A 20,694-nucleotide genomic window follows, 5' to 3' on the forward strand; every position below is an offset into this window, starting at 1 on the left:
ATCCTCCTTTCGTTATCCACCAATATAAGACATTTCAACTTTTGAACGTTTTTTTGTACTTTCTGCCGTTCGTTCATCTGAATATCGGTCTTTTCTATACGCCCATGTATGTTGTAGAATTTTTAATAGTGATTCATCAGAGATATTTTCTCTAAGAAGCGTTCGTAAATCCGTTCCATCTGCTCCGAATAAGCATGTGAAAAATTTACCGTCTGCCGAAATACGAGATCTCGTACAAGAAGAACAAAATGACTCAGAGACAGAAGTAATAAATCCAACTTCTGCATTGCTCCCTACATATCGATACAATTTCGCAACTTCTCCAAAGTAACGAGGCTCGACGGGCTCAATCGGATATACACGATTAATTTTCTCTATTAATTGTTCCTTCGTAATTACTTGTTCAAAGTTCCATCCGTTCGTACTACCAACATCCATAAACTCGATAAAACGGAGCTGAATTTCTTGTTCTTTAAAATAACGAGCCATAAGAAGAATTTGACTATCATTCATCCCTTTTTTTACGACCATATTTACCTTTACTTCTAATCCAGCTGCTTTTGCTGCTTCAATTCCTTTCAATACAGGTTTTGTACTTACATTTCGTCCATTAATTTTTTGGAAAACATGATCCTCTATCGCATCTAAACTAATATTTACACGTTTTAATCCCGCTTCTTTTAGCGCTTTAGCTTGTTTTGCTAAATGAATACCGTTTGTTGTGAGTCCAATATCCGTTAAGCCATCTAGCTTTGCAAGCCTTGCAATTAGCTTCGGTAAGTCTTTACGTAATAAAGGTTCGCCGCCAGTTAGCCTAATTTTATGGGCTCCCATATTTATAAACAATCTCGCTAATCTTTCAATTTCATCGAACGTTAATAAAAACTCTTCCTGTAAAAAAGCGTAATCAGGTCCGAACACTTCCGCCGGCATACAGTACGTGCACCTAAAATTACAACGGTCAATAACTGAAATACGTAAATCTTGAAGTGGCCGTTCTAAAGAATCTCTCATCTTCTCGTGCATCTATATCCCTTCTTTTCTACTGTAATCCTTAGTAAGTTTTCAATTTTCTATTTGCCTTCATTATAAAAAAGAAGCTACATATTCAATGTGACTTTTCTCACATTACTTTCCCCATTCAAAAAATCTTCACAAATCCGTTCGAATTTTGTTCACATCTCTAGTCCCATTCTCTTTACATACTGAAATTTCTTAAACTAAAAAACTTATATTCATATAATCCCTTACTACAAGTAGCTTTTTAGAAATTTAAGGCCGTTTCTCCTTATGGTCATTGAAATTTTACTTTATTCCCAAAAATATCTCTTGCATTTTCATCATACTTACATTCAAAATAAGAAATATATTGTTTATGAGAAGAAAGGTGATCGCTGTGGCAAACAGTATGACATTATCTCAAGATTTAAAAGAATTACTTGCATCTGTTGAATATAAAATGCAGATAAAAAAAGGATGTTTTATTTTTCAAGAAGGTATGGAAGCAACAGATCTCTATATCATCCACTCCGGAAAAGTACAAATCAGTAAACTAAGTGCTGACGGGCAAGAATTAACACTTCGTATTTGTTCGCAATATGACATTATTGGAGAACTAACATTGTTCACGGACAATGCGAAGTATTTATTAAATTCAAAATGCCTTGAAGATGTTGAAGTAGGCGTTATAAAGCGTGAAGCCTTAGAAAAAGCATTACTCCAAAAACCCGCTCTTGTATTTGAATTTATGAAATGGATTAGTGAACATTTAAGAAGAATGCAAACGAAATTCCGAGATTTAGTATTACACGGCAAAAAAGGTGCCCTATATTCTACTCTCATTCGCATGACAAATAGTTATGGTGTGTTAAAAGAAAATGGTATTCTCATCGATTTACCATTAACGAATCAAGAACTTGCGAATTTCTGTGCAACTTCGCGTGAAAGCGTAAATCGAATGTTAAATGATTTGAAAAAAAAAGGTACAATTTCTATTCATAAAGGAAAGATTACCATTCATGATTTACAATTCTTAAAATGTGAAATTGCTTGTGAAGATTGCTCTGCCTCTGTTTGTAGCATCGAGTAGCATCTTATTTAGATGCTACTCTTTTTTCATATTAAGCTACTAGTTATTCGTCTGCTATCCCCTATATCAAGAAAGACGAGGGCTTCAATTAAACCTCGTCTTTCTTGATATATTATTAAATAGGTATAGCAGCATTATTTTTTCAATTCATTAGGAATACGTCTTCTGTAAATAACGTAACTACGGCTTAAATATTTAATTGGGGCACTAAATACATGTACAAGTCTTGTAAATGGCCATACTGCGAAAAGCCCCATCGCTGCAATAATATGAATTTTAAACCATACAGGTACTTCCGTCATATATTCGATCTTTGGTTGGAAAATAAAGAGACTTCGGAACCAAGGACCGATTGTTGTACGATAATCAAATCCGTTTGAATCGATATTTAAAAATGTTGAAGAAAGTCCTGCTAGCATTACGATAAGTAATAAAATAAGCGCAATATAATCTCCCTTTGTACTCGTTGCAATGATGCGTTTTACTGTTACACGGCGATACGTTAATATAATTAAACCGAGGATAGAAGCAACACCTGCCGGAAGTCCGAAACTAATTGCTACTACATGATACATATGCTCAGAAATACCTATTGAACGGTATACGGACTCTGGAATTAAAATCCCCATAACATGACCGCCAATGACGAACATGATCCCAAAGTGGAATAACAGACTTCCGGTTCGGAGCATTTTCTTCTCTAATAGTTCGCTAGATTTTGATGTCCATCCAAATTGATCATAGTTGTATCTGAAAATATGCCCACCGATAAAGATTGCAAAAATGATATAGGGAAACAGCACCCATAAAAATTGATCCATCATTTTGACAACACTCCTTTCTAATTCACTTGTACTCCCCAGGCATCGATAGCAAAGAGAACGGCTGCAAGAATTGCTTCGTACATACAGTTTGCTTCTTTTAATTGCCCGTGCAACGCTTGTATATTTTCCTTGTATTTACTCATAATTGGTTCGCTATCTTGCTCGTTTGCATTTGCAAGAAACTCAAGTAGAAGCGGTAAATAATCAGGTAGTTCTTTATCTGTTACGTTAAATCCAGATTTTTTATAGTGCTGTTTTAACTCTAACAATTCAATTCCACGCTCTCTTTGTTCACCTGTTTTCATGTAAGTAAGATACATATTTGTCTTCTTTCCAAAGTCGAATGTATAAACGTAAGAATCAATAAGTTGATTGTCTGTTTTATCTAGCGCTCGTTTTATAAATGTTGTAAGTGATACTCTGATTTCTTCCTGTTCAATTTCTTGAATCTCTTCCTGTAATTCTAGTAAAGCTTCTCTCCAACCTAATTCAGGATAGGAGAGAAGAAAAGAAGAACAAGAAAAAGCAGTTTGTAAACTTTGTTTCATAATTTTTTGCCCCCTTTATTTAAGAAATTGTCATACAAGAGCCTGGGCCACCTGTGAAGGACAGACCACAGCTTCCTTGTTCGCTATATAAATCTGCAACCTGTTCGCGGTGAGACGTCGGGATGACGAAGCGATCTTTATATTTTGCGATCGCAAGAAGACGATACATATCTTCTACATCCTCTTTCGTTAAACCAATTTCTTTTAATACTGCTTCATTTGGTTCTTTATTAATTTGCAATGCTCTCATATGTGTTCGCATGACAGCCATTTTTTTCAATGTAAGACGAATATGTGATTCATCTCCTGCAGTGAGTAAATTAGCTAAATATTGAATTGGAATACGCATATTATCGATAGCAGGAAAAATCTCTTCTGCTTGCCAGTTACTTCCTTTCCCCTCCACCATATTCATAATTGGGCTAAGCGGCGGGATATACCAAACCATTGGCATTGTACGATACTCTGGATGAAGAGGAAGAGCAATTTTCCAATCAATAATCATTTTATAAATAGGTGACTCTTGAGCCGCTTTCATCCATTCATCAGGAATCCCTTGTTTTTTTGCTTCCGCTATTACTTCTGGATCATTTGGGTCTAGGAAAACAGTTAACTGAGATTCATATAAATCTTTTTCATTTTCAACAGAAGCCGCTTCTTTTACTTTGTCAGCGTCATATAACATAACCCCAATATATCGAATACGTCCTACACATGTTTCAGAACAAATTGTAGGCATACCAGCTTCAATACGCGGGAAACACATTGTGCATTTTTCTGCTTTATTTGTTTGCCAGTTAAAATACACTTTTTTATACGGACAAGATGATACACAAAATCTCCATGCACGACATGCATTTTGATCCACAAGGACAATCCCATCTTCTTCACGTTTATACATCGCGCCAGATGGACAAGACGATACGCAAGATGGATTCATACAATGTTCGCATATGCGTGGTAAATACATCATAAAGACATTCTCAAAATCCGTCTTTATCTCTTCTTCCATTTTCTTTACGTTCGGATCTTGTAACCCTGTTATATGTCCACCAGCTAAATCATCTTCCCAGTTTGGACCCCATTCAATTTTGTCAATAAATTCACCCGTAATTGCTGATTTTGGACGAGCAACTGGTTGATGCTTACGCTGCGGGCTATTTGTTAATGTTTCATAATCATAATTCCAAGGTTCAAAGTAATCATCGATTGTTGGTTGATCTGGATTGTGGAAAATATTCATAAGACGCTTCATTTTCGAACCGGATTTCAGCTGAATTTCACCATTTTTCAATTCCCAGCCGCCTTTGTATTTCTCCTGATCTTCCCATTGTTTTGGATAACCAATTCCAGGTTTCGTTTCTACGTTATTGAAGTACATATATTCAGCACCTGGACGATTTGTCCAGGTGTTTTTGCATGTTACGCTACAAGTATGGCAGCCGACGCATTTATCTAAGTTCATTACCATTCCGACTTGCGCTTTAATCTTCAAGCCAATCTACCTCCTTCAGTTTACGGATTACGACATTTAAGTCACGCTGATTCCCAGTCGGACCATAGTAGTTAAATCCATAGCTTAATTGCCCATATCCACCAATCATATGTGTCGGTTTAACATGAATACGGGTTGGACTATTATGCGTTCCCCCGCGGGTGCTTGTTAATTTCGTACCAGGCACGTTAATGTGACGATCTTGCGCATGGTGCATAAATGCCATTCCCCTCGGTATACGGTGCGTTACAACAGCACGCGCTACGACAACCCCGTTACGGTTAAAGCATTCAATCCAATCATTATCAGCAACGCCAGCTTCATTCGCGTCATCTTTGTTCATCCAAACAGTTGGACCACCTCTAAACAGCGTTAACATCGGTAATGAATCGAAGTACATACTATGAATCGACCACTTATTATGCGGTGTTAAATAGTTTAATGTAATTTCTTTCCCCTCTACTTCAGGGCGAGATTTACGAAACGGTTTATGTTGCAGAATTGGTTTAAATGTTGCCATCGTTTCACCAAATTCTTTCATCATGTCGTGATCTAAGTAGAAAGATTGGCGACCAGTTATCGTTCTCCAAGGGATAAGACGCTCAACATTTGTTGTAAATGGTGAGTAACGGCGTCCACCTTTTTCAGAACCCGTAAAGGCCGGAGAAGTAATTACTGTTTTGGGCTGCGCTGTAATTTGTTCGAATGTGAAGCATTCTTCTTCACGTTCTTCTGCCAAATCACGTAGTTTTAAATCGGTTTGTTTTTCAAGTGCTTCCCATGCTTTTACAGCCATATGACCGTTTGTTGTAGAAGAAAGTGTTAATACCGCTTCAGCAGCATTGATTGCTTCTTTTATGTCTGGGCACCCTTTCGCAATAGAATCAGTGCGAATAACTCCTAATCGACTCTTTAATTGCTCATATTCTTTTTCTGCCGACCAAGAAATCCCTTTCGTACCAATCGGTTGTTTTCCGGCATTTGGTCCAAGCGCTGTCATTTTGTCATAAATCGTTTTATAATCCCTTTCGACAACATGAATTTGCGGCATTGTTTTACCTGGAATAGGTTCACACTCACCTTTGCTCCAATCTTTAATCTTGCCAAGTGGTTGCGCTAATTCTTGCGGTGTATCGTGAAGAAGTGGTGTTGCAACGACTTCTTTCATTGGTTCAAGATCGATTTTCTTCGCTAAATCTGACACAGCTTTAGAAAGAGCGGTGAAAATATCCCAGTCAGAGCGTGCTTCCCACGGTGAACTGATTGCTGGATTAAATGGATGTACAAATGGATGCATATCTGTACTGCTTAAATCATGCTTTTCATACCAAGTTGAAGCAGGTAAGACGATATCAGAATAAAGTGCTGTACCAGCCATGCGGAAATCTAAGTTAATTAGTAAATCAAGCTTTCCTTCTGGTGCATCTTCATGCCACTTAATTTCTTCTGGTCGAATTGAATCACTATCGTCATTCATTAATCCGTTTGTTGTACCTAATAAATGTTTTAAGAAATATTCGTGGCCTTTACCGGAACTTGAAATTAAGTTTGCACGCCATACGAATAAATTGTGCGGGAAGTTATTTTTGTTATCTGGATCTTCAATTGCAAATTTCAGTTCTTTTTCTTTTAATTTTTGTGCAACATATTTTCCGATTTCTTCTTGCGTTGTTGCACCTGAAGCAACAGCTTCTTTATATAATTCAATTCCATTTTTCTCGAATGTTGGATATGAAGGCAACCAGCCAAGTCGTGCCGCTAATACATTGTAATCACCGTGATGTTGATAACGTGAATTGCCCTCAATTGGTGATGCTAAATGTCCAACAGGTGTATCTTCATAACGCCATTGATCTGTTACGAAATAGAAGAATGAAGTACCGTTTTGTAATTTCGGTGGCCCTTGCCAATCTTTTGCCATCGCGATTGTTTGCCACCCTTCTGCTGGTCGTAATTTTTCTTGACCAACATAATGTGCCCAACCGCCACCGTTGACACCTTGTGCCCCAACGAGAAGAACAAGATTTAAAACTGCGCGATAAATCGTATCAGAATTAAACCAATGGTTAATACCGGCTCCAACAATAATCATCGAGCGACCATTCGTATCAACTGCATTTTGTGCAAACTCACGAGCGATTTGAATAATGAGCTCTCGTTTTACTCCTGTCATTTTCTCTTGCCATGCAGGTGTAAACGGTACATCATCATTGAAATCTTTTGGCTCTTGCCCGCCAAGTCCTCGGTTCACACCGTAATTTGCTAACGTTAAATCGTATACAGTTGTAACGAATACTTCCCCCTCTTCTGTCGTAATTTTTTTTACCGGAATTGTACGTTCTAACACTTTATTTCCATCATCAGAGAAGTACGGAATTTGTACAGTTTCAACAGCATCTTCCATACCAAGTAAAGAAAGACGTGGATCAATCGTTTCACCTGTCTGTTCATCTTCTAAACGCAAGTTCCATTTCTTTTCGTTATCCCATCGTGACCCCATTGTGCCATGAGGCGTTGCAAAATCTTTCGTGTTCTCGTTCCAAAGTACAGGTTTCCATTCTCCTAACTTTGTTTCGCGTCCAATATCAGAAGCATTTAAGAAACGATCAGCAACGAATTGATCTCCTTTTTGTTTCAATGTGACAAAGAAAGGAAAATCAGTATATTGCTTCGCATACTTTGTGAAGTATTCCACTTGATTATCTACGTAAAATTCTTGTAAGATCACATGCCCCATTGCCATCGCAAGGGCACCGTCTGTACCTTGCTTCACACTAATCCAATCATCAGCAAACTTTGTGGACTCAGCGAAGTCAGGACTTACAGAAACGACTTTCGTCCCTTTATAACGAACTTCTGCTAAGAAGTGAGCATCTGGCGTTCTCGTCATCGGTACATTTGAACCCCATGTCATAATGTAACCAGAGTTATACCAGTCACTACTTTCTGGCACATCAGTTTGATCACCCCAAATTTGCGGAGAAGCTGGTGGTAAATCAGCGTACCAATCATAGAAACTAAGCATCGGCCCGCCCATAAGTTGCATAAAACGGCTACCAGCAGCATGACTTAACATCGACATAGCTGGAATTGGTGAAAAACCAACATTTCGGTCTGGACCGTATTTAATTACTGTATAAAGTAAAGAAGCTGAAACAAGTTGTAATACTTCATCCCAATTCGCTCGGATGAATCCCCCTTTACCGCGCGCCTCTTTATAAGCACGTGCTTTTTCAGGGTTTTCCACAATGCTTTTCCATGCGTCTAGTGGAGATTTATGATTTTGTAGTTCCTCTTGCCACATCTCCCAAAGAACACCACGTACATATGGATATTTCACACGAAGTGGGCTATAAATGTACCAAGAAAAGCTCGCTCCACGTGGACATCCTCGTGGTTCAAAATCCGGCATATCAGGACCTGTTGTTGGGTAGTTAAGCTCTTGCCCTTCCCATGTTACAATTCCATCTTTCACATAAATGTTCCAACTACAAGAACCAGTACAGTTCACACCGTGTGTAGAACGGATTACTTTATCATGTTGCCAACGCTTTCTATACACATTTTCCCATTCACGATCTTCATATGTTTCTTGTGTATGATTATCGTTATAACGATCTATTGGTGAAAAATATTTTAAACGTCTCATTAGTGCTGAAGGTTTCTTCTTCATAATGTTCACTCCTTTAATACGTCTCTCTTACATACCCTTACTATAAAAGAGGTTGTAAAATACAGATGTGACATTTCGCACAGTTCAAGAGATTGTCATAAATTCAGTTGGAAATAAGTTTGAGAGAAAGTATTTGTAAATAAAGGTTTCTTTGCTCCGTTGTGAAGGTTTATGACCAATCGTGATTATTAGGAGAATAGTATTTAGAAGAATCACCTTTTTGCAAAAGAAAAAAACGCAGGAGAAATTCCTACGTTTTTCTTTATAAATATATACTAAAAAGAGTTTTGATATTATTTCAATAATGCTATAAGGATACGATTATAAATTGTATGTAAGGAATTTATTTTTCTTCAACAATACTATTTTATATCAAGACCTATTTCACATAAAACTAGAAATCATTATTTACTGTTTTGCCCTTGTTTACGGCAACAATTATACTAGATATAACCCGCATTAATAATCTGAATTTTTCTGAAATTAAGTATAGGATTTCCTTTGAGGACATAGAAATTATAAAGTATATTACCATGATTTTTTAGCATATAAGTTCTCAATATGAACTTATATAATACCATTACGAATTACCTCTTAGATTACTATCATACTGCAATAAAATGAAGGAACTCCTTTTCTTTAACATAAAAATGAATTAGAAAAAGATAATAAAATTAGGAGGGTTACGATGCCTCAGCTTGATTCATTACATCCCATTGTAGAAAAAATAATCAACAATATTGAAAAATTAATGGTCGGAAAACGAAAGGCAACGATTTTAGCTTTGACAGCTCTCTTAGCTGAAGGTCATGTACTATTAGAAGATGTTCCCGGTGTCGGGAAAACAATGCTAGTACGTGCTTTTTCTAAATCAATTGATGCCGATTACAAGCGAATTCAATTCACACCTGATTTACTGCCGTCAGATGTAACGGGTGTTTCTATTTACAATCCAAAAGAGCTCCAATTTGAGTTCAATCCTGGACCAATTATGGGGAATTTTATACTTGCTGATGAAATTAATCGTACATCTCCAAAGACACAATCTGCCCTACTTGAAAGTATGGAAGAAGGCAATATCACAATAGATGGCACTACAAGACCGTTACCAAAACCGTTCTTTGTAATGGCTACACAAAATCCGGTCGAATATGAGGGGACATACCCTTTACCAGAGGCTCAGCTCGATCGTTTCTTGTTAAAGCTAAAAATGGGATATCCTACACCAGAAGAAGAATTTGAAATTTTAAACCGGATGGAAAAAACAAATCCACTCTCCCATTTACAAGCTATTACTACAATAGAAGAATTACTATATTTACAACAAAGCGTACGGGAAGTAAGCATGGACAAAGCAATCAAGCATTACATTGTAAAGCTTGTTAATCAGACTCGTTCTTATAGTTCTATACAGCTAGGTGCAAGTCCACGCGGCTCAATTGCTTTAATGAAAGCTTCACAGGCTTATGCATTCATCCATGGCAGAAATTATGTCATCCCAGACGATGTTAAATTTTTAGCTCCTTACGTGTTAGCTCACAGACTCATTCTAAAAATGGAAGCAAAATTTGAAGGAATAACAGGAGAACAAGTTATCTCAAAAATCGTTGCAAGAACTACCGTGCCGACTCAAAGGACGAAGAACCTTTGATGAAACGACTACTACGAGCACTATATCACGTTACGAAGTTATTGCTAATCCCTTTATGCCTAGTCTTAACATTTGTGTATGCTATGCTTCAAGGAGGATTTGTAAGTTGGTTTTTGTTTTACAGTATGCTTCCTATTGGCCTTTATTCACTACTACTCCCCTTCTACGCTTTACGGGATGCTGAAGTAAAACGAATAACAAACCAAAACGAATATGTAGCAGGAGAACAATTTTTAAGCACGATTACAATAAAAAGAAAATTTCCTTTTCCCTTACTTTATTTAGTTATAGAAGATGAACTACCACCACAATTTACAAGTTGTAGACAAACAAAGATGAATAAGGTAATACTCTTTCCAGGATTAAAACGAAATATTTCGTTTCAATATGTTATTGACACAATCCCTAGAGGAGAGCACACTTTTTCAAGCGTACGTGTCAAAACTGGCGATCTATTCGGTATGATGGAGAAAGAAGTAACTTTTTCAGTTACAGATACATTTTTAGTCTATCCCCAGTATGTAGATATAACGTATCGACAATTGGAAAATCATTTCGAACAAGGAGCGCTTTCAGCAAATATAAATTTAGCAAAAGACTCTACAGTCTCTGTCGGTGTCAGAGACTATAAACCTGGTGACCGCTTTTCATGGATTGATTGGAAAGCAACTGCACGAACAAACAATATTATGACGAAAGAGTTTGAACAACAGCGCAGCCATAATATCATGATATTCATGGACAGAACTGAGTCCCCTCTATTCGAATCAGTCGTAACGTTTACTGCCTCTATTGTGAGGGCTGTCTTGAAGCAAAATTCACCAGCGTCATTCGTATCTGTCGGAAAAGAACGAACTATTTTCCCTTTAGACAATGGAGATAGTCAGTTGCAACAAATCTTTTTTCATTTAGCGAAAGTACAAGCAGACAGTGTATTCCCGCTCTCCCAGAGTGTAGAAATGGAATTAAGAAAAATTTATGAGCCCGTAACGATTATACTCGTGACAAGTGATCTTTCTCCCGATATTCAAAAGGCGGCTGACTGTGCTGCTATTAAAAATAGAAAATTAATGGTGTTTGTCGTGAAAGAAAAAGCGAATCAACTCTCACATCGAGAACTAAGTATTCTAGAAACTCTACAAAAACGAAAAATATTTGTAAATGCGGTTTATGAAAACCGGTATACAAACGCGTTTTTTGAGGTGAGCAAATGATAACATTACAAACAAAATACAAATGGGATATGAGCAGATTCTTCATGCATGTATGTGCACTTCTACTTTTACTAGAATGGCTAAGACCCCTTATAGGTATTACAAACGTAGGTAGATTAGATATTTTTGTAATATTTATAGGAATTTGCTTCACTCTCTCTTTTTTTCAAACAAGATGGCAGATTCCAATAAAGATCGTCACAATCTTATTCATCATTCATTTCCTACATTATAAAAAAGCTTTTATAAATCCATTTTGGCTAACAACATTTTTTTCTGAACTTTCTCTAAATTCCTCCCTGTTTTTCCAGGGAAATTTGCTAGATATTGCTCCAGTTTTTCCAACACTTTTATTTTTTTTATCATTTTGGTTTTTGAGTTCTTTCATCTCTTTTTGGGTAATTCATAAAAAACGTGGGTTGTTATTTCTTATATTGACTATTATTTATATCACAATTTTTCATAACTTACATTTATACAATGCAAACTACGCTATTATTCGTACTGTTGTCCTCGGCTTTTTTATGCTTAGTCTTCTTCACATAGAACGAATAAAAGAGATGGAACACTTACAAAATTATGCTAGAGAAATCTCAAAACTACTTAGACCTCTTACAATATTTATTGTATTGTCAGCAACCATCGCATACTTTGCTCCAAAATTTGGCCCTCAATGGCCAAACCCAATGGATTTTTTAAAATTCAACACATCCGAAGCAAGTAAAAAACAAGAAGTTTCTAAAATTGGGTATGGTTTAGATGACTCACAATTAGGCGGTCCTTTTAAGGCGGATCCTACAATTGTTTTCACAGCACAAACGCAAAACAAACAATATTGGAGAGTAGAAACAAAAGATTTTTATACAGGAAAAGGCTGGGAGGTTTCTGAAAATCAAAAAAAGGTTTCTTTTAAAAATAAAAACGACGTCGTGAGCTGGTACGAACAAAATACAAAAACGGAGACAACTGAGGCAACAATCACCATGCAAAAAAGTTATCCTCACCTTACCTATCCAGCAGGATTAGTATCAGTTGAGGCTTCTTCTGATGTATCATACAGCGTTGACCCATTTTCAGAAAAAATCTATACAATGCACGGAGACTCTTCTACTACTTTAAATTCGTATAAAGTAACATATGAGATCCCGGAGTTTTCCATAGAAAACTTGAAAACTGCAAAACCGAATGAAGGTCAAGAAACAAGTCCTTATTTCATGACAAAGTACACACAACTTCCCGAATCATTACCGCAGCGAGTAAAAGACTTAGCTGTTAATCTAACAAATGATAAAGACAACCGATATGATAAAGTATTAGCTATTGAAAATTACTTCACAGACCATTCTTTTGTATACGAAACAATGAATGTCTTGTTCCCTGCCAAAAACCAAGATTATGTAGATCAATTCCTTTTCGATACAAAAAGCGGCTACTGCAATAATTTTTCGACATCTATGATCGTGTTACTTCGTTCTGTCGGGATTCCCACTCGCTGGGTAAAGGGCTTTACAGAAGGAACTCTTGAGAATACATTTGCTAGTACAGAAGGTGAGAATGTTTATAAAATCTCGAACAATAACGCACACTCTTGGGTCGAAGTATACTTTCCAAGATATGGATGGGTCCCATTCGAACCAACAAAAGGATTTACCAATCCCTATAATTTTATAAATAATACTCCTGTTTCTACTTCACAAAATAGCGAAGAAAACAATTCTAATAACGAGCAAATATACCAACGGAACAATGAAGCAAAGCTCAAAAGTTTAATAGAAAATACAGAAGAAGCTCCTACTAAAAAGATCACAAATTCTAAAAATGGATTTTCTTGGTGGTACGTATTCCTCTCTGCAATACCAATTAGTATTATAGGATACATTCTCTTCACTACTAGAATGAAATGGATTACATTTTTTATTATTCTTTTCTATAAATATCGAAATGATGATGCTGTTTATAGAAAAGCTTACGGTGCACTTTTAAAACAATTTGCGAGAATCGGCATACCACGGGGTGAAAGTCAAACATTCCGAGAATACGCTCTCCGCATCGATACACTTTACAACTCGGCCGATATGCAACAACTTACTTTCAGTTATGAGAACGCTATGTATCAAAAGGGACAGGCCGCAGCCGAATGGAAGAAATCCGTACACTTATGGGAAGTACTTATGAAAAAAGCAGCTTCTCTGCCTAAATCAAATGACTACGATAGAGTGATTTAATCTTGATAATGTGAGTTTAAAGAAAACACCTCAAAGACTAAGAGCTACTTTGAAGTGAATCCGAATAGTGGTACATGAAAAAAACACCTCCTGAATTCACATACTAAGTATGCAAATTCAATGGAGGTGTTTTTTAATCAACATAATCAAAGATAGCTAACTACTAATTATTAGCCAAGTACCTTTTCAATCTCCGCCTCTAAATCCACCGGCTTCGTCTGCGGTGCAAAACGCCCTACTACTTTCCCGTCTTTTCCAATTAGAAACTTAGTAAAGTTCCATTTTACTGCTTTCATACCGAGTAAACCTGGCGCTTGTTCTGTCATGTATGTATACAGAGGATGAGCCTTATCACCTTTTACATCAATCTTTGCAAACATCGGGAAGTTTACACCGTAGTTCAATTCACAAAAGCTTGTAATATCCGCTTCTGTGCCAGGTTCTTGTCCTCCAAATTGATTACAAGGGAAACCGAGTATTTCTAGTCCTTGGTCTTTATATTTATCATATACTTCTTGTAATCCTTTATACTGTGGTGTAAATCCACATTTACTAGCTACATTTATAATAAGAAGTGCTTTTCCTTCGTAATCTTTTAACGATTTTTCTTCACCTGTTATTGTTTTAGCTGAAAAATCATAAACTGTCATTGTTTCTACCCCTCTCTTCACTATCATTCTATGTTTATACTATACTACATTCGTGAATATACAGCTCTTATTACGTACTTATAAGCTAAAATGATAGCGCTTTATTTACGTTCGAAAATTCGACACAAACTACTAGACTTTTATGATGGAAAGTTTTACAATTGAATTGTGAACAAAATGTGACAGTTTATATTCCATTATAATAGAAAAGGATGGTGTTCGTTATGAAAACTGCACAACATGAAATGATTTCAAATCGCGAGTTTTATTTCGTACTATATATGATGTTATTGTATGTTACTGGTTGGGTAATCGATGTGAATGGTTTATTCTTAAGCTCCTACTTTAATTTAGCAGGAGAGATTACTCTTCCGTTAGTTGGCGGTATTGTTGGACTGTTCGTTATGTCTATCAATAAAGAACAAACGAAATAAAGTGAAACTTTAATCAGTGGGGGTTCTTCATCCCCCACTGATTATTAGTTGAACCAATCGGGCTTTTACGGGCAGTTAATGCGGGATAACGACATTAGAAAAAGACAGAAGACGAGGCTTTCGTTTTCTGTCTTTTCTTTTTTAGCGTATAATAGATACATACAATATATAAGGAGTGGTAAGTATGAAAAAAGTAGAACAATTATCTTCTCACCTATATCTTATTGATGATTATGACTTACAACATAATGAACGAACAGGTACTTACGTTTTATTAGGTGACGATATTACTTTAATTGAAACTTGTGCAGCCCCTTCTCTTCCCTATATTTTAGACGGCTTACAACAATTACATATTGATTTAAACGATGTAAAAAATATAATCGTTACACATGTTCATTTAGATCATGCAGGCGCAGCAGGGTTAATGATGGAAAAGTGCCCAAATGCTACTTTATATGTGCATCCTCGCGGTGCTCGTCATATGATTGATCCTACAAAACTCATTCTAGGTGCAAAAGCTGTGTACAAAGAAGATTTCGATAAACTTTTTGATCCAATTCTTCCTATAGAGGAAGAACGTGTTCATATTGTGCAAAATGGTGATACATTAAAAATTGCAAAAGACCGCATCCTTACATTTTATGATACACCGGGACATGCGAAGCACCATATTAGCATTCATGATTCATTAACAAACGGCATTTTTACTGGCGATACAATTGGAATTTATTATAGAGAGCTCGCAGACCTTGGTGTAGAGTTATATCTACCGTCAACGTCCCCTTCACAATTTCAGCCAGATGCGATGATTGCTTCTAAAAATCATATTCAAAGGATGAATGTAGATACTATTTATTTCGGCCATTACGGTGCATCATCTCATGTTACAGAAGTATATAACCAACTGGATCATTGGTTACCTATTTTCGTTCATACTGGTAAAGATGTCTTTGAAAAATATAATGATTTCGATGAGGCGACTAAAGCATTACAAACTCTATTAATGGATAAAATCTCTTCTCACCTTACAAAATTAAACGTCCCATCAAATCATTCCGTTTATAACATTCTACATCTAGATATAGAAATTAGCGCAATGGGCATTATTGATTATTTCACGAAGCAAGAGAAAGCAAACACCACTATTAACTAACAGTAAAAGAAGAGATATACAACAGTAGTTATTGTATATCTCTTCTTTCTTTGAATATATTTTTAGTAAAGGATGGTGGAATGGAATGCAAAAAGTGATGCTATACCTCTGCTTTACATTATTTATCGTCTTATTATTATTTATCGGAGTAAAAATTCAATTTTATTTAGATACAGACGCGCAGGTGAACTTTAACATTTATCCGAGGCTATTCTACTATACACTCTTTCCTCTTGTAGTCGGCATTTTATTACGATTCCTTCAATCCATTAATCGTGAAACGAGTAAACAAAACTGGAGCTTTCAACCAGATAAATTTATCGCTATTACAGTGCCTACACTATTTATTTCTTTTTCTCCAGCTCTACTCTTTTCACCACTTGGCGAATACCTACCTTATTTAGCTAATATTATTCTCGTGAACACCACTTTCGTTACTATAATTAGCTTAATTGCGGGTTATTCACTATTAGATTGTTTTATACAAAAAGACAAGGCGAATAGTAAGGAATATAACTAAGTGATTTCCCACTTTCACTTTATTATGCAAGTCAAGGTAATTCTGCACCTGACTTGTATGCAAAAGAACCTAATGATTAATTTTTAAGTGTCGTTGGTTATGGTGGTTTATTTATAAGTGCAATACTCCTTGTTAGAGTTGCTATACATGCGGTAAGGAAATTTAAGTAATAACAAAACGAGTATGAAATCGCATAGATTTTATACTCGTTTTTTATTGTTCATATATTTAATTGGTAATAGGAAATTTATGTTAAACTAAAGAAAGTCGTGCACTAAATCAAAATACATTTCAAACAAGGGAGACTTATTATGAAATTAGGGACTTTCTCGTTTCTAACGTTTATCGCAAGTATATGTTCTTTCTTTGTTTTAAGAGGACCTAATGCGAATTTAACATTAATTATTGTGCTTCTAAGTATTCTTTCATTACTCGGTATTATTTTTGCGATCGCATCAAAGAATTGGCTATTTAAAATAGTTGGTACGGCATTAAATGGAGTAATGCTAGTATTTGTATATTTCTTATTGCTAGCAAAAGGAATAGGTGGTTAATATATTTACGTTTCAATAAGAAAAGCTCACCTTTTCATCTACATACTCCATAAATTGTTCTGCTTTAATAAATCTTTCTTTATACGCTTCAGGTACTTCTTCTACTGTTATCCCACCACTCGATTTCGCTTTTACTAATACAGTTTGATATGCCATTAATGCCTCCATATATTGTTCATACTCTTCAGGAGTTAATACTTCTTTACTAGATTTATGGCCATTTAATTTATCAAAATACGGCTGAAGCTCCATTTCTACCTTTTTCAATTCCTCTTTTTTAGCTGGTGATAATTGATCATAATCAATATTACCGTTCGAATCCCCGTACTCAAGCTTTGCATTTGTTAATTTTTTTAGTTCTTTTGTAAACTCTTCATATTCCTTCGCACCCATTTCATCTTTCGCTTGTGATAACTTTGCATTAAAACGCATATACGCTTCTAATGTCACTGTTCCGGCATGTTTTTTTAGGTTTTCAAAAGATCCGTATATACCATCTGCCATAATAGATTGATACGCAAAGCCGGTTGTCGGGATTAAGAATGCTGCTGCAAGCACTCCTGCGATAAGACGTTTCTTCCTCTTACTCCCCCCGCGCTTCATTTTTATTTGAACGATCACTTTTTCTTTTAACTCTGGCGGGGCTACAATCCCCTTTGCTTCTTCTTGTATAGATTCTCTAACTCCACAATCTAAACTCATTTCACATTCCCTACCTCTCCTAAAAAGATTTCTTCTACTTGCTCTTTTTGACGTAGTTTCTTTAATGCCGCATGAATTCTAGATTTCACAGTACCAATTGGAATATGTAATATTTGTGCTACCTCTTCTTGTGCGTAATCGTGTAAGTATCTTAAGATAATAACTTGTTTCAATTTATACGGTAATTTATGAATGAGTTCGATTAGTTTTTGATTTGATATTTTACTTACAACATCACTAGAAAAATCAATTTGTACTGGTTTTCTTTGCTCTTCTGCTTTTTTTACAATTCTTATCCTCATCCACCTCTTTCTTCTATAAGAATGAATTTGTTTAATCGCAAGTCCAATTAGCCAAGGACGAAATAGCTTCTCCCTATCGTATTTACGAAGTGATTCATATAGCTGTATGTATATTTCCTGAACGACATCATCTACATCTGCTTTATCCTCTATTAAAAAATGTGCTGTCTTATATACTTCTTGTATCGTTTTATCATACAATTCGCTATACGCTTCTTTATTGCCTGATAAAGTTAATTGGATTAAATCTGCATACACTGTTTCATCCTTCATATACCACCCCTCCTTTGTCCTACACTATATATTGGCAAGTAAACGACATTTCGTTCGATTTTTTCGAAGTTTTTTTGTATCAATTAATATAATGATCTAACAACTTCATAAGCTTCACTTATAGCCTTGCATAACAATTATATAATTTTCCAATTCCTAGTGAAGATTTAAAATGATATATATAGTCAAATTTAGGAGGGTGTATGATGAAAGCTATCGTTGTAACTTCATTAGGTGGCCTGAAGTGATGAAATATACTGATGTGGATATGCCGACTATTTCAGAAAATCAAGTATTAATTCGTGTTGTTGCTACAAGTGTTAATTTCGCCGATATTAAATCACGCTATGGCAAAAAAGGAAATACAACATTGCCTTTTATTCCAGGAATAGATGCAGCCGGTATTGTAGAACGTGTAGGTTCCCATGTGAAAAACATTCACCCTGGACAGCGTGTCATTGCTTTTCCTCAAAATGGCTCTTACGCTGAATATGTTGTCGCGAACGAAAATCTTACTTTCGTTTTACCTGATGAAGTCGATTTCCAAACTGCTGCGGCTTGCCCTATCGTATCTTTTACAAGCTATAATTTACTCGCAAATGTATCCAGAATTCAACAAGGTGAATCTGTTCTAATCCATGCAGCTGCTGGTGGAATTGGTACTACAGCGATTCAACTTGCAAAACTATTAGGAGCTGGAAAAGTTATCGGCACTGTTGGAAGTGCAGCAAAAAGAAAAATTGCTTTAGATGCTGGCGCTGATTATGTTGTTTGTCATCAAGATGAAGATTTTGTAGAGAGGGTAACTCAGCTTACAAACGGAGAAGGCGTCAATATTGTTTTAGATTCTATTTCTGGTACTGTGTCCGAAAGAAGTTTAGAATGCCTTGCTTATTACGGTCGTCTCGTCCATTTCGGCAATGCTAGCGGAGAAATTGGTAGTTTTCAAACGAAAGATTTACACGCAAGTTGCCGTTCTATACTTGGTTTCAGCTTTGGCACTACACGGAAAAAACGTCCTGAATTGCTTCAAGAAACTGCGAATCAAGTTTTCCGTTATTTACGCGATGGAAGTTTACAAATTAAAGCTACGAAATCTTTCCCTCTTCAAGATGCAGGGAAAGCACATGAATGGGTCGAAAGTAGACAAAGTACAGGGAAAGTAATACTACACGTTCAGACAGCTCCCTAAAATGAATACATGAAATAGAGGTGTTATTCATGGGATCACGAATTATGCATATCATTATCGCTAACGGTATTGCTGAGAAACTTTCTATTCAAGATAAAACTTCTTTCTTACTTGGTGGTGTAGCTCCTGATGCTGTTCATTCAAAAGAAGAAAAAGGAACTTCACATTTTTACGCTGGTACAACGAAGAACTATACGCGAAGAATAGATTATGATTCATTTATTCATAAATATGAAGATCATATGGATTCCTCTTATATTTTAGGTTATTATAGCCACCTCATTGCCGATGATAATTGGCTAAGTGGATTTTTTCTACCTTGGCTAAAAAACCGAATTGAGAACGACGAAACTATCGCACCTATGTACTATAACGATTTTAAATTATTGAACGCACAATTGTTGCATCATTACGATAAAGAACAACAGCTCTTCGCCCTACTTAATCAAGAGGCGAACATTGTGAATATCGAGGAGGTTTCTAGAGAGAATGTTTTAGCTTTTCGGCAATATATTTTTGAAGATATGCTATACCCTGAGCAACACTTGCACGAAAACTTACAAGTGTTTTCATTTGATCAAATCGTTGGTTATATTGAGACTGCTATTGAAAAAGGAACATTTTATATAGAACAACTCTCTAATAAAAAATTCACTTCAAATATTTAATCCCCCTCATTATATACAAGGGGGATTTTTACATAACTATATAATTATTTATTTTTTTCCATTACAGCCCTTTCCGAACGAGAAAGTCCATCGCCTTTAGGCATGGGATGAAAGTGAGGTTGGATACGGAGTACCACTAAAAATCGTAAGGTTCGTGGTACTTTAAGTATACAAAGTATAGGTAGTTTCATTGGGTATTTTTGTTGTAATTTTCCGAAAATAAATGATACATTGTAACTAGAATCAATGATGATAGAAGTACGTTTCAAAGTGTTTGAGAGAAAAATCTCCTCGTCTCATGTAGGTGCAAAGTTTATGGACAAGTTCTTATTTTGTTTCTATTGCTAGAAATGTATCAAATGAAAGATGTTGAAAATTAAACAACAAGGGGATGAAACGTATGTCACAGACCCTAACAGTGAAAGTGAAATTGATTCCAACAAAAGAACAAAGTCGGTTATTGGAAGAAAGTAGTCGTGAGTATATCAAAGTCATGAATATGCTTGTATCGGAAATGGTTGAAA

At 36.0% G+C, this 20,694-nt stretch carries 17 protein-coding genes and 3 pseudogenes; 12 read left to right on the forward strand and 8 right to left on the reverse strand.

What is annotated here, in order from left to right:
- Window positions 1–12 precede the first annotated feature (12 nt).
- A complete protein-coding gene (gene moaA / locus FT637_RS16710; protein WP_193647242.1) occupies window positions 13–1,026 on the reverse strand; it encodes a GTP 3',8-cyclase MoaA in 1,014 nt (337 codons plus the stop codon).
- Window positions 1,027–1,396: 370 nt separating this feature from the next.
- Between moaA and FT637_RS16715 the strand changes: the two genes are divergently transcribed.
- The gene (locus FT637_RS16715) at window positions 1,397–2,089 is read left to right on the forward strand and encodes a Crp/Fnr family transcriptional regulator (RefSeq protein ID WP_193647243.1); all 693 of its coding nucleotides are present in this window, start codon (window positions 1,397–1,399) and stop codon (window positions 2,087–2,089) included.
- Window positions 2,090–2,223: 134 nt separating this feature from the next.
- Here the strand turns inward: FT637_RS16715 and narI are convergent, their stop codons facing one another.
- Genes narI through FT637_RS16735 form a run of 4 tightly spaced genes read right to left on the reverse strand, consistent with a single transcriptional unit; the run spans window position 2,224 to window position 8,629 of the window.
- The gene (narI, locus tag FT637_RS16720) at window positions 2,224–2,913 is read right to left on the reverse strand and encodes a respiratory nitrate reductase subunit gamma (protein WP_193647244.1); all 690 of its coding nucleotides are present in this window, start codon (window positions 2,911–2,913) and stop codon (window positions 2,224–2,226) included.
- A 17-nt stretch (window positions 2,914–2,930) separates the two neighbouring features.
- Window positions 2,931–3,461, reverse strand: coding sequence for a nitrate reductase molybdenum cofactor assembly chaperone (narJ, locus tag FT637_RS16725; RefSeq protein WP_193647245.1), 531 nt, complete (start codon window positions 3,459–3,461; stop codon window positions 2,931–2,933).
- A gap of 19 nt (window positions 3,462–3,480) precedes the next feature.
- A complete protein-coding gene (gene narH, locus FT637_RS16730) occupies window positions 3,481–4,956 on the reverse strand; it encodes a nitrate reductase subunit beta (RefSeq protein WP_193647246.1) in 1,476 nt (491 codons plus the stop codon).
- A complete protein-coding gene (locus FT637_RS16735) occupies window positions 4,946–8,629 on the reverse strand; it encodes a nitrate reductase subunit alpha (protein WP_193647247.1) in 3,684 nt (1,227 codons plus the stop codon). The genes narH and FT637_RS16735 overlap by 11 nt, the downstream gene beginning before the upstream one ends.
- A gap of 688 nt (window positions 8,630–9,317) precedes the next feature.
- On the opposite strand from FT637_RS16735, the gene FT637_RS16740 reads away from it, so the two are divergent.
- The 3 genes from FT637_RS16740 to FT637_RS16750 are packed head-to-tail and all read left to right on the forward strand — an operon-like array spanning window position 9,318 to window position 13,719.
- Window positions 9,318–10,280, forward strand: coding sequence for an AAA family ATPase (locus FT637_RS16740; RefSeq protein WP_193647248.1), 963 nt, complete (start codon window positions 9,318–9,320; stop codon window positions 10,278–10,280).
- Window positions 10,280–11,494, forward strand: a complete 1,215-nt coding sequence (locus FT637_RS16745) for a DUF58 domain-containing protein (protein WP_193647249.1) — start codon at window positions 10,280–10,282, stop codon at window positions 11,492–11,494. Before FT637_RS16740 ends, FT637_RS16745 begins: the two co-directional genes overlap by 1 nt.
- Window positions 11,491–13,719, forward strand: coding sequence for a DUF3488 and DUF4129 domain-containing transglutaminase family protein (locus tag FT637_RS16750; protein ID WP_193647250.1), 2,229 nt, complete (start codon window positions 11,491–11,493; stop codon window positions 13,717–13,719). Before FT637_RS16745 ends, FT637_RS16750 begins: the two co-directional genes overlap by 4 nt.
- Window positions 13,720–13,889: 170 nt before the next feature.
- Here FT637_RS16750 and bsaA read toward each other — a convergent pair whose 3' ends face one another.
- Window positions 13,890–14,369, reverse strand: coding sequence for a glutathione peroxidase (bsaA, locus tag FT637_RS16755; RefSeq protein WP_193647251.1), 480 nt, complete (start codon window positions 14,367–14,369; stop codon window positions 13,890–13,892).
- Between the two features lie 224 nt (window positions 14,370–14,593).
- Between bsaA and FT637_RS16760 the strand changes: the two genes are divergently transcribed.
- The 5 genes and pseudogenes from FT637_RS16760 to FT637_RS16775 all read left to right on the forward strand — a co-directional run bounded on the left by FT637_RS16760 (window position 14,594) and on the right by FT637_RS16775 (window position 17,033).
- Window positions 14,594–14,803 carry a DUF3925 family protein gene (locus FT637_RS16760; RefSeq protein WP_193647252.1) on the forward strand — a complete coding sequence of 70 codons (210 nt, stop codon included), beginning with the start codon at window positions 14,594–14,596 and terminating at the stop codon, window positions 14,801–14,803.
- A 184-nt stretch (window positions 14,804–14,987) separates the two neighbouring features.
- Window positions 14,988–15,959 carry an MBL fold metallo-hydrolase gene (locus FT637_RS16765; RefSeq protein WP_193647253.1) on the forward strand — a complete coding sequence of 324 codons (972 nt, stop codon included), beginning with the start codon at window positions 14,988–14,990 and terminating at the stop codon, window positions 15,957–15,959.
- Between the two features lie 85 nt (window positions 15,960–16,044).
- Window positions 16,045–16,479, forward strand: a complete 435-nt coding sequence (locus tag FT637_RS16770) for a hypothetical protein (RefSeq protein WP_193647254.1) — start codon at window positions 16,045–16,047, stop codon at window positions 16,477–16,479.
- A 59-nt stretch (window positions 16,480–16,538) separates the two neighbouring features.
- Window positions 16,539–16,649 (forward strand): annotated as a pseudogene (locus tag FT637_RS30630) (ABC transporter); the annotation flags it as partial.
- Window positions 16,650–16,790: 141 nt separating this feature from the next.
- Window positions 16,791–17,033: a hypothetical protein gene (locus FT637_RS16775; protein WP_193647255.1), complete on the forward strand. Its 243-nt coding sequence runs from the start codon at window positions 16,791–16,793 to the stop codon at window positions 17,031–17,033.
- A 12-nt stretch (window positions 17,034–17,045) separates the two neighbouring features.
- Here the strand turns inward: FT637_RS16775 and FT637_RS16780 are convergent, their stop codons facing one another.
- Together FT637_RS16780 and FT637_RS16785 are read right to left on the reverse strand one after the other, a co-directional pair.
- Window positions 17,046–17,735, reverse strand: coding sequence for a DUF3600 domain-containing protein (locus FT637_RS16780; protein ID WP_193647256.1), 690 nt, complete (start codon window positions 17,733–17,735; stop codon window positions 17,046–17,048).
- Complete coding sequence (locus tag FT637_RS16785) at window positions 17,732–18,310, reverse strand: sigma-70 family RNA polymerase sigma factor (RefSeq protein ID WP_193647257.1); 579 nt, start codon at window positions 18,308–18,310, stop codon at window positions 17,732–17,734. The genes FT637_RS16780 and FT637_RS16785 overlap by 4 nt, the downstream gene beginning before the upstream one ends.
- Window positions 18,311–18,516: 206 nt before the next feature.
- Between FT637_RS16785 and FT637_RS16790 the strand changes: the two are divergent.
- The 3 genes and pseudogenes from FT637_RS16790 to FT637_RS16800 all read left to right on the forward strand — a co-directional run.
- A pseudogene (locus tag FT637_RS16790) lies at window positions 18,517–19,502 on the forward strand (quinone oxidoreductase family protein).
- A gap of 29 nt (window positions 19,503–19,531) precedes the next feature.
- The gene (locus FT637_RS16795) at window positions 19,532–20,170 is read left to right on the forward strand and encodes a zinc dependent phospholipase C family protein (protein WP_193647258.1); all 639 of its coding nucleotides are present in this window, start codon (window positions 19,532–19,534) and stop codon (window positions 20,168–20,170) included.
- A gap of 400 nt (window positions 20,171–20,570) precedes the next feature.
- Window positions 20,571–20,694: pseudogene (locus tag FT637_RS16800) on the forward strand (RNA-guided endonuclease TnpB family protein); the annotation flags it as partial.

It is taken from the genome of Bacillus cereus, assembly GCF_015071065.1.
GTDB classification, from domain to species: domain Bacteria; phylum Bacillota; class Bacilli; order Bacillales; family Bacillaceae_G; genus Bacillus_A; species Bacillus_A cereus_BA.

Bases quoted from the DNA above. Each gene is read 5' to 3' on its own strand.
- moaA (WP_193647242.1), bottom strand. From the start codon at position 1,026: ATGCACGAGAAGATGAGAGATTCTTTAGAACGGCCACTTCAAGATTTA.
- narI (WP_193647244.1), bottom strand. From the start codon at position 2,913: ATGATGGATCAATTTTTATGGGTGCTGTTTCCCTATATCATTTTTGCA.
- narJ (WP_193647245.1), bottom strand. From the start codon at position 3,461: ATGAAACAAAGTTTACAAACTGCTTTTTCTTGTTCTTCTTTTCTTCTC.
- FT637_RS16735 (WP_193647247.1), bottom strand. From the start codon at position 8,629: ATGAAGAAGAAACCTTCAGCACTAATGAGACGTTTAAAATATTTTTCA.
- FT637_RS16740 (WP_193647248.1), top strand. From the start codon at position 9,318: ATGCCTCAGCTTGATTCATTACATCCCATTGTAGAAAAAATAATCAAC.
- FT637_RS16745 (WP_193647249.1), top strand. From the start codon at position 10,280: ATGAAACGACTACTACGAGCACTATATCACGTTACGAAGTTATTGCTA.
- FT637_RS16750 (WP_193647250.1), top strand. From the start codon at position 11,491: ATGATAACATTACAAACAAAATACAAATGGGATATGAGCAGATTCTTC.
- bsaA (WP_193647251.1), bottom strand. From the start codon at position 14,369: ATGACAGTTTATGATTTTTCAGCTAAAACAATAACAGGTGAAGAAAAA.
- FT637_RS16760 (WP_193647252.1), top strand. From the start codon at position 14,594: ATGAAAACTGCACAACATGAAATGATTTCAAATCGCGAGTTTTATTTC.
- FT637_RS16765 (WP_193647253.1), top strand. From the start codon at position 14,988: ATGAAAAAAGTAGAACAATTATCTTCTCACCTATATCTTATTGATGAT.
- FT637_RS16770 (WP_193647254.1), top strand. From the start codon at position 16,045: ATGCAAAAAGTGATGCTATACCTCTGCTTTACATTATTTATCGTCTTA.
- FT637_RS16775 (WP_193647255.1), top strand. From the start codon at position 16,791: ATGAAATTAGGGACTTTCTCGTTTCTAACGTTTATCGCAAGTATATGT.
- FT637_RS16780 (WP_193647256.1), bottom strand. From the start codon at position 17,735: ATGAGTTTAGATTGTGGAGTTAGAGAATCTATACAAGAAGAAGCAAAG.
- FT637_RS16785 (WP_193647257.1), bottom strand. From the start codon at position 18,310: ATGAAGGATGAAACAGTGTATGCAGATTTAATCCAATTAACTTTATCA.
- FT637_RS16795 (WP_193647258.1), top strand. From the start codon at position 19,532: ATGGGATCACGAATTATGCATATCATTATCGCTAACGGTATTGCTGAG.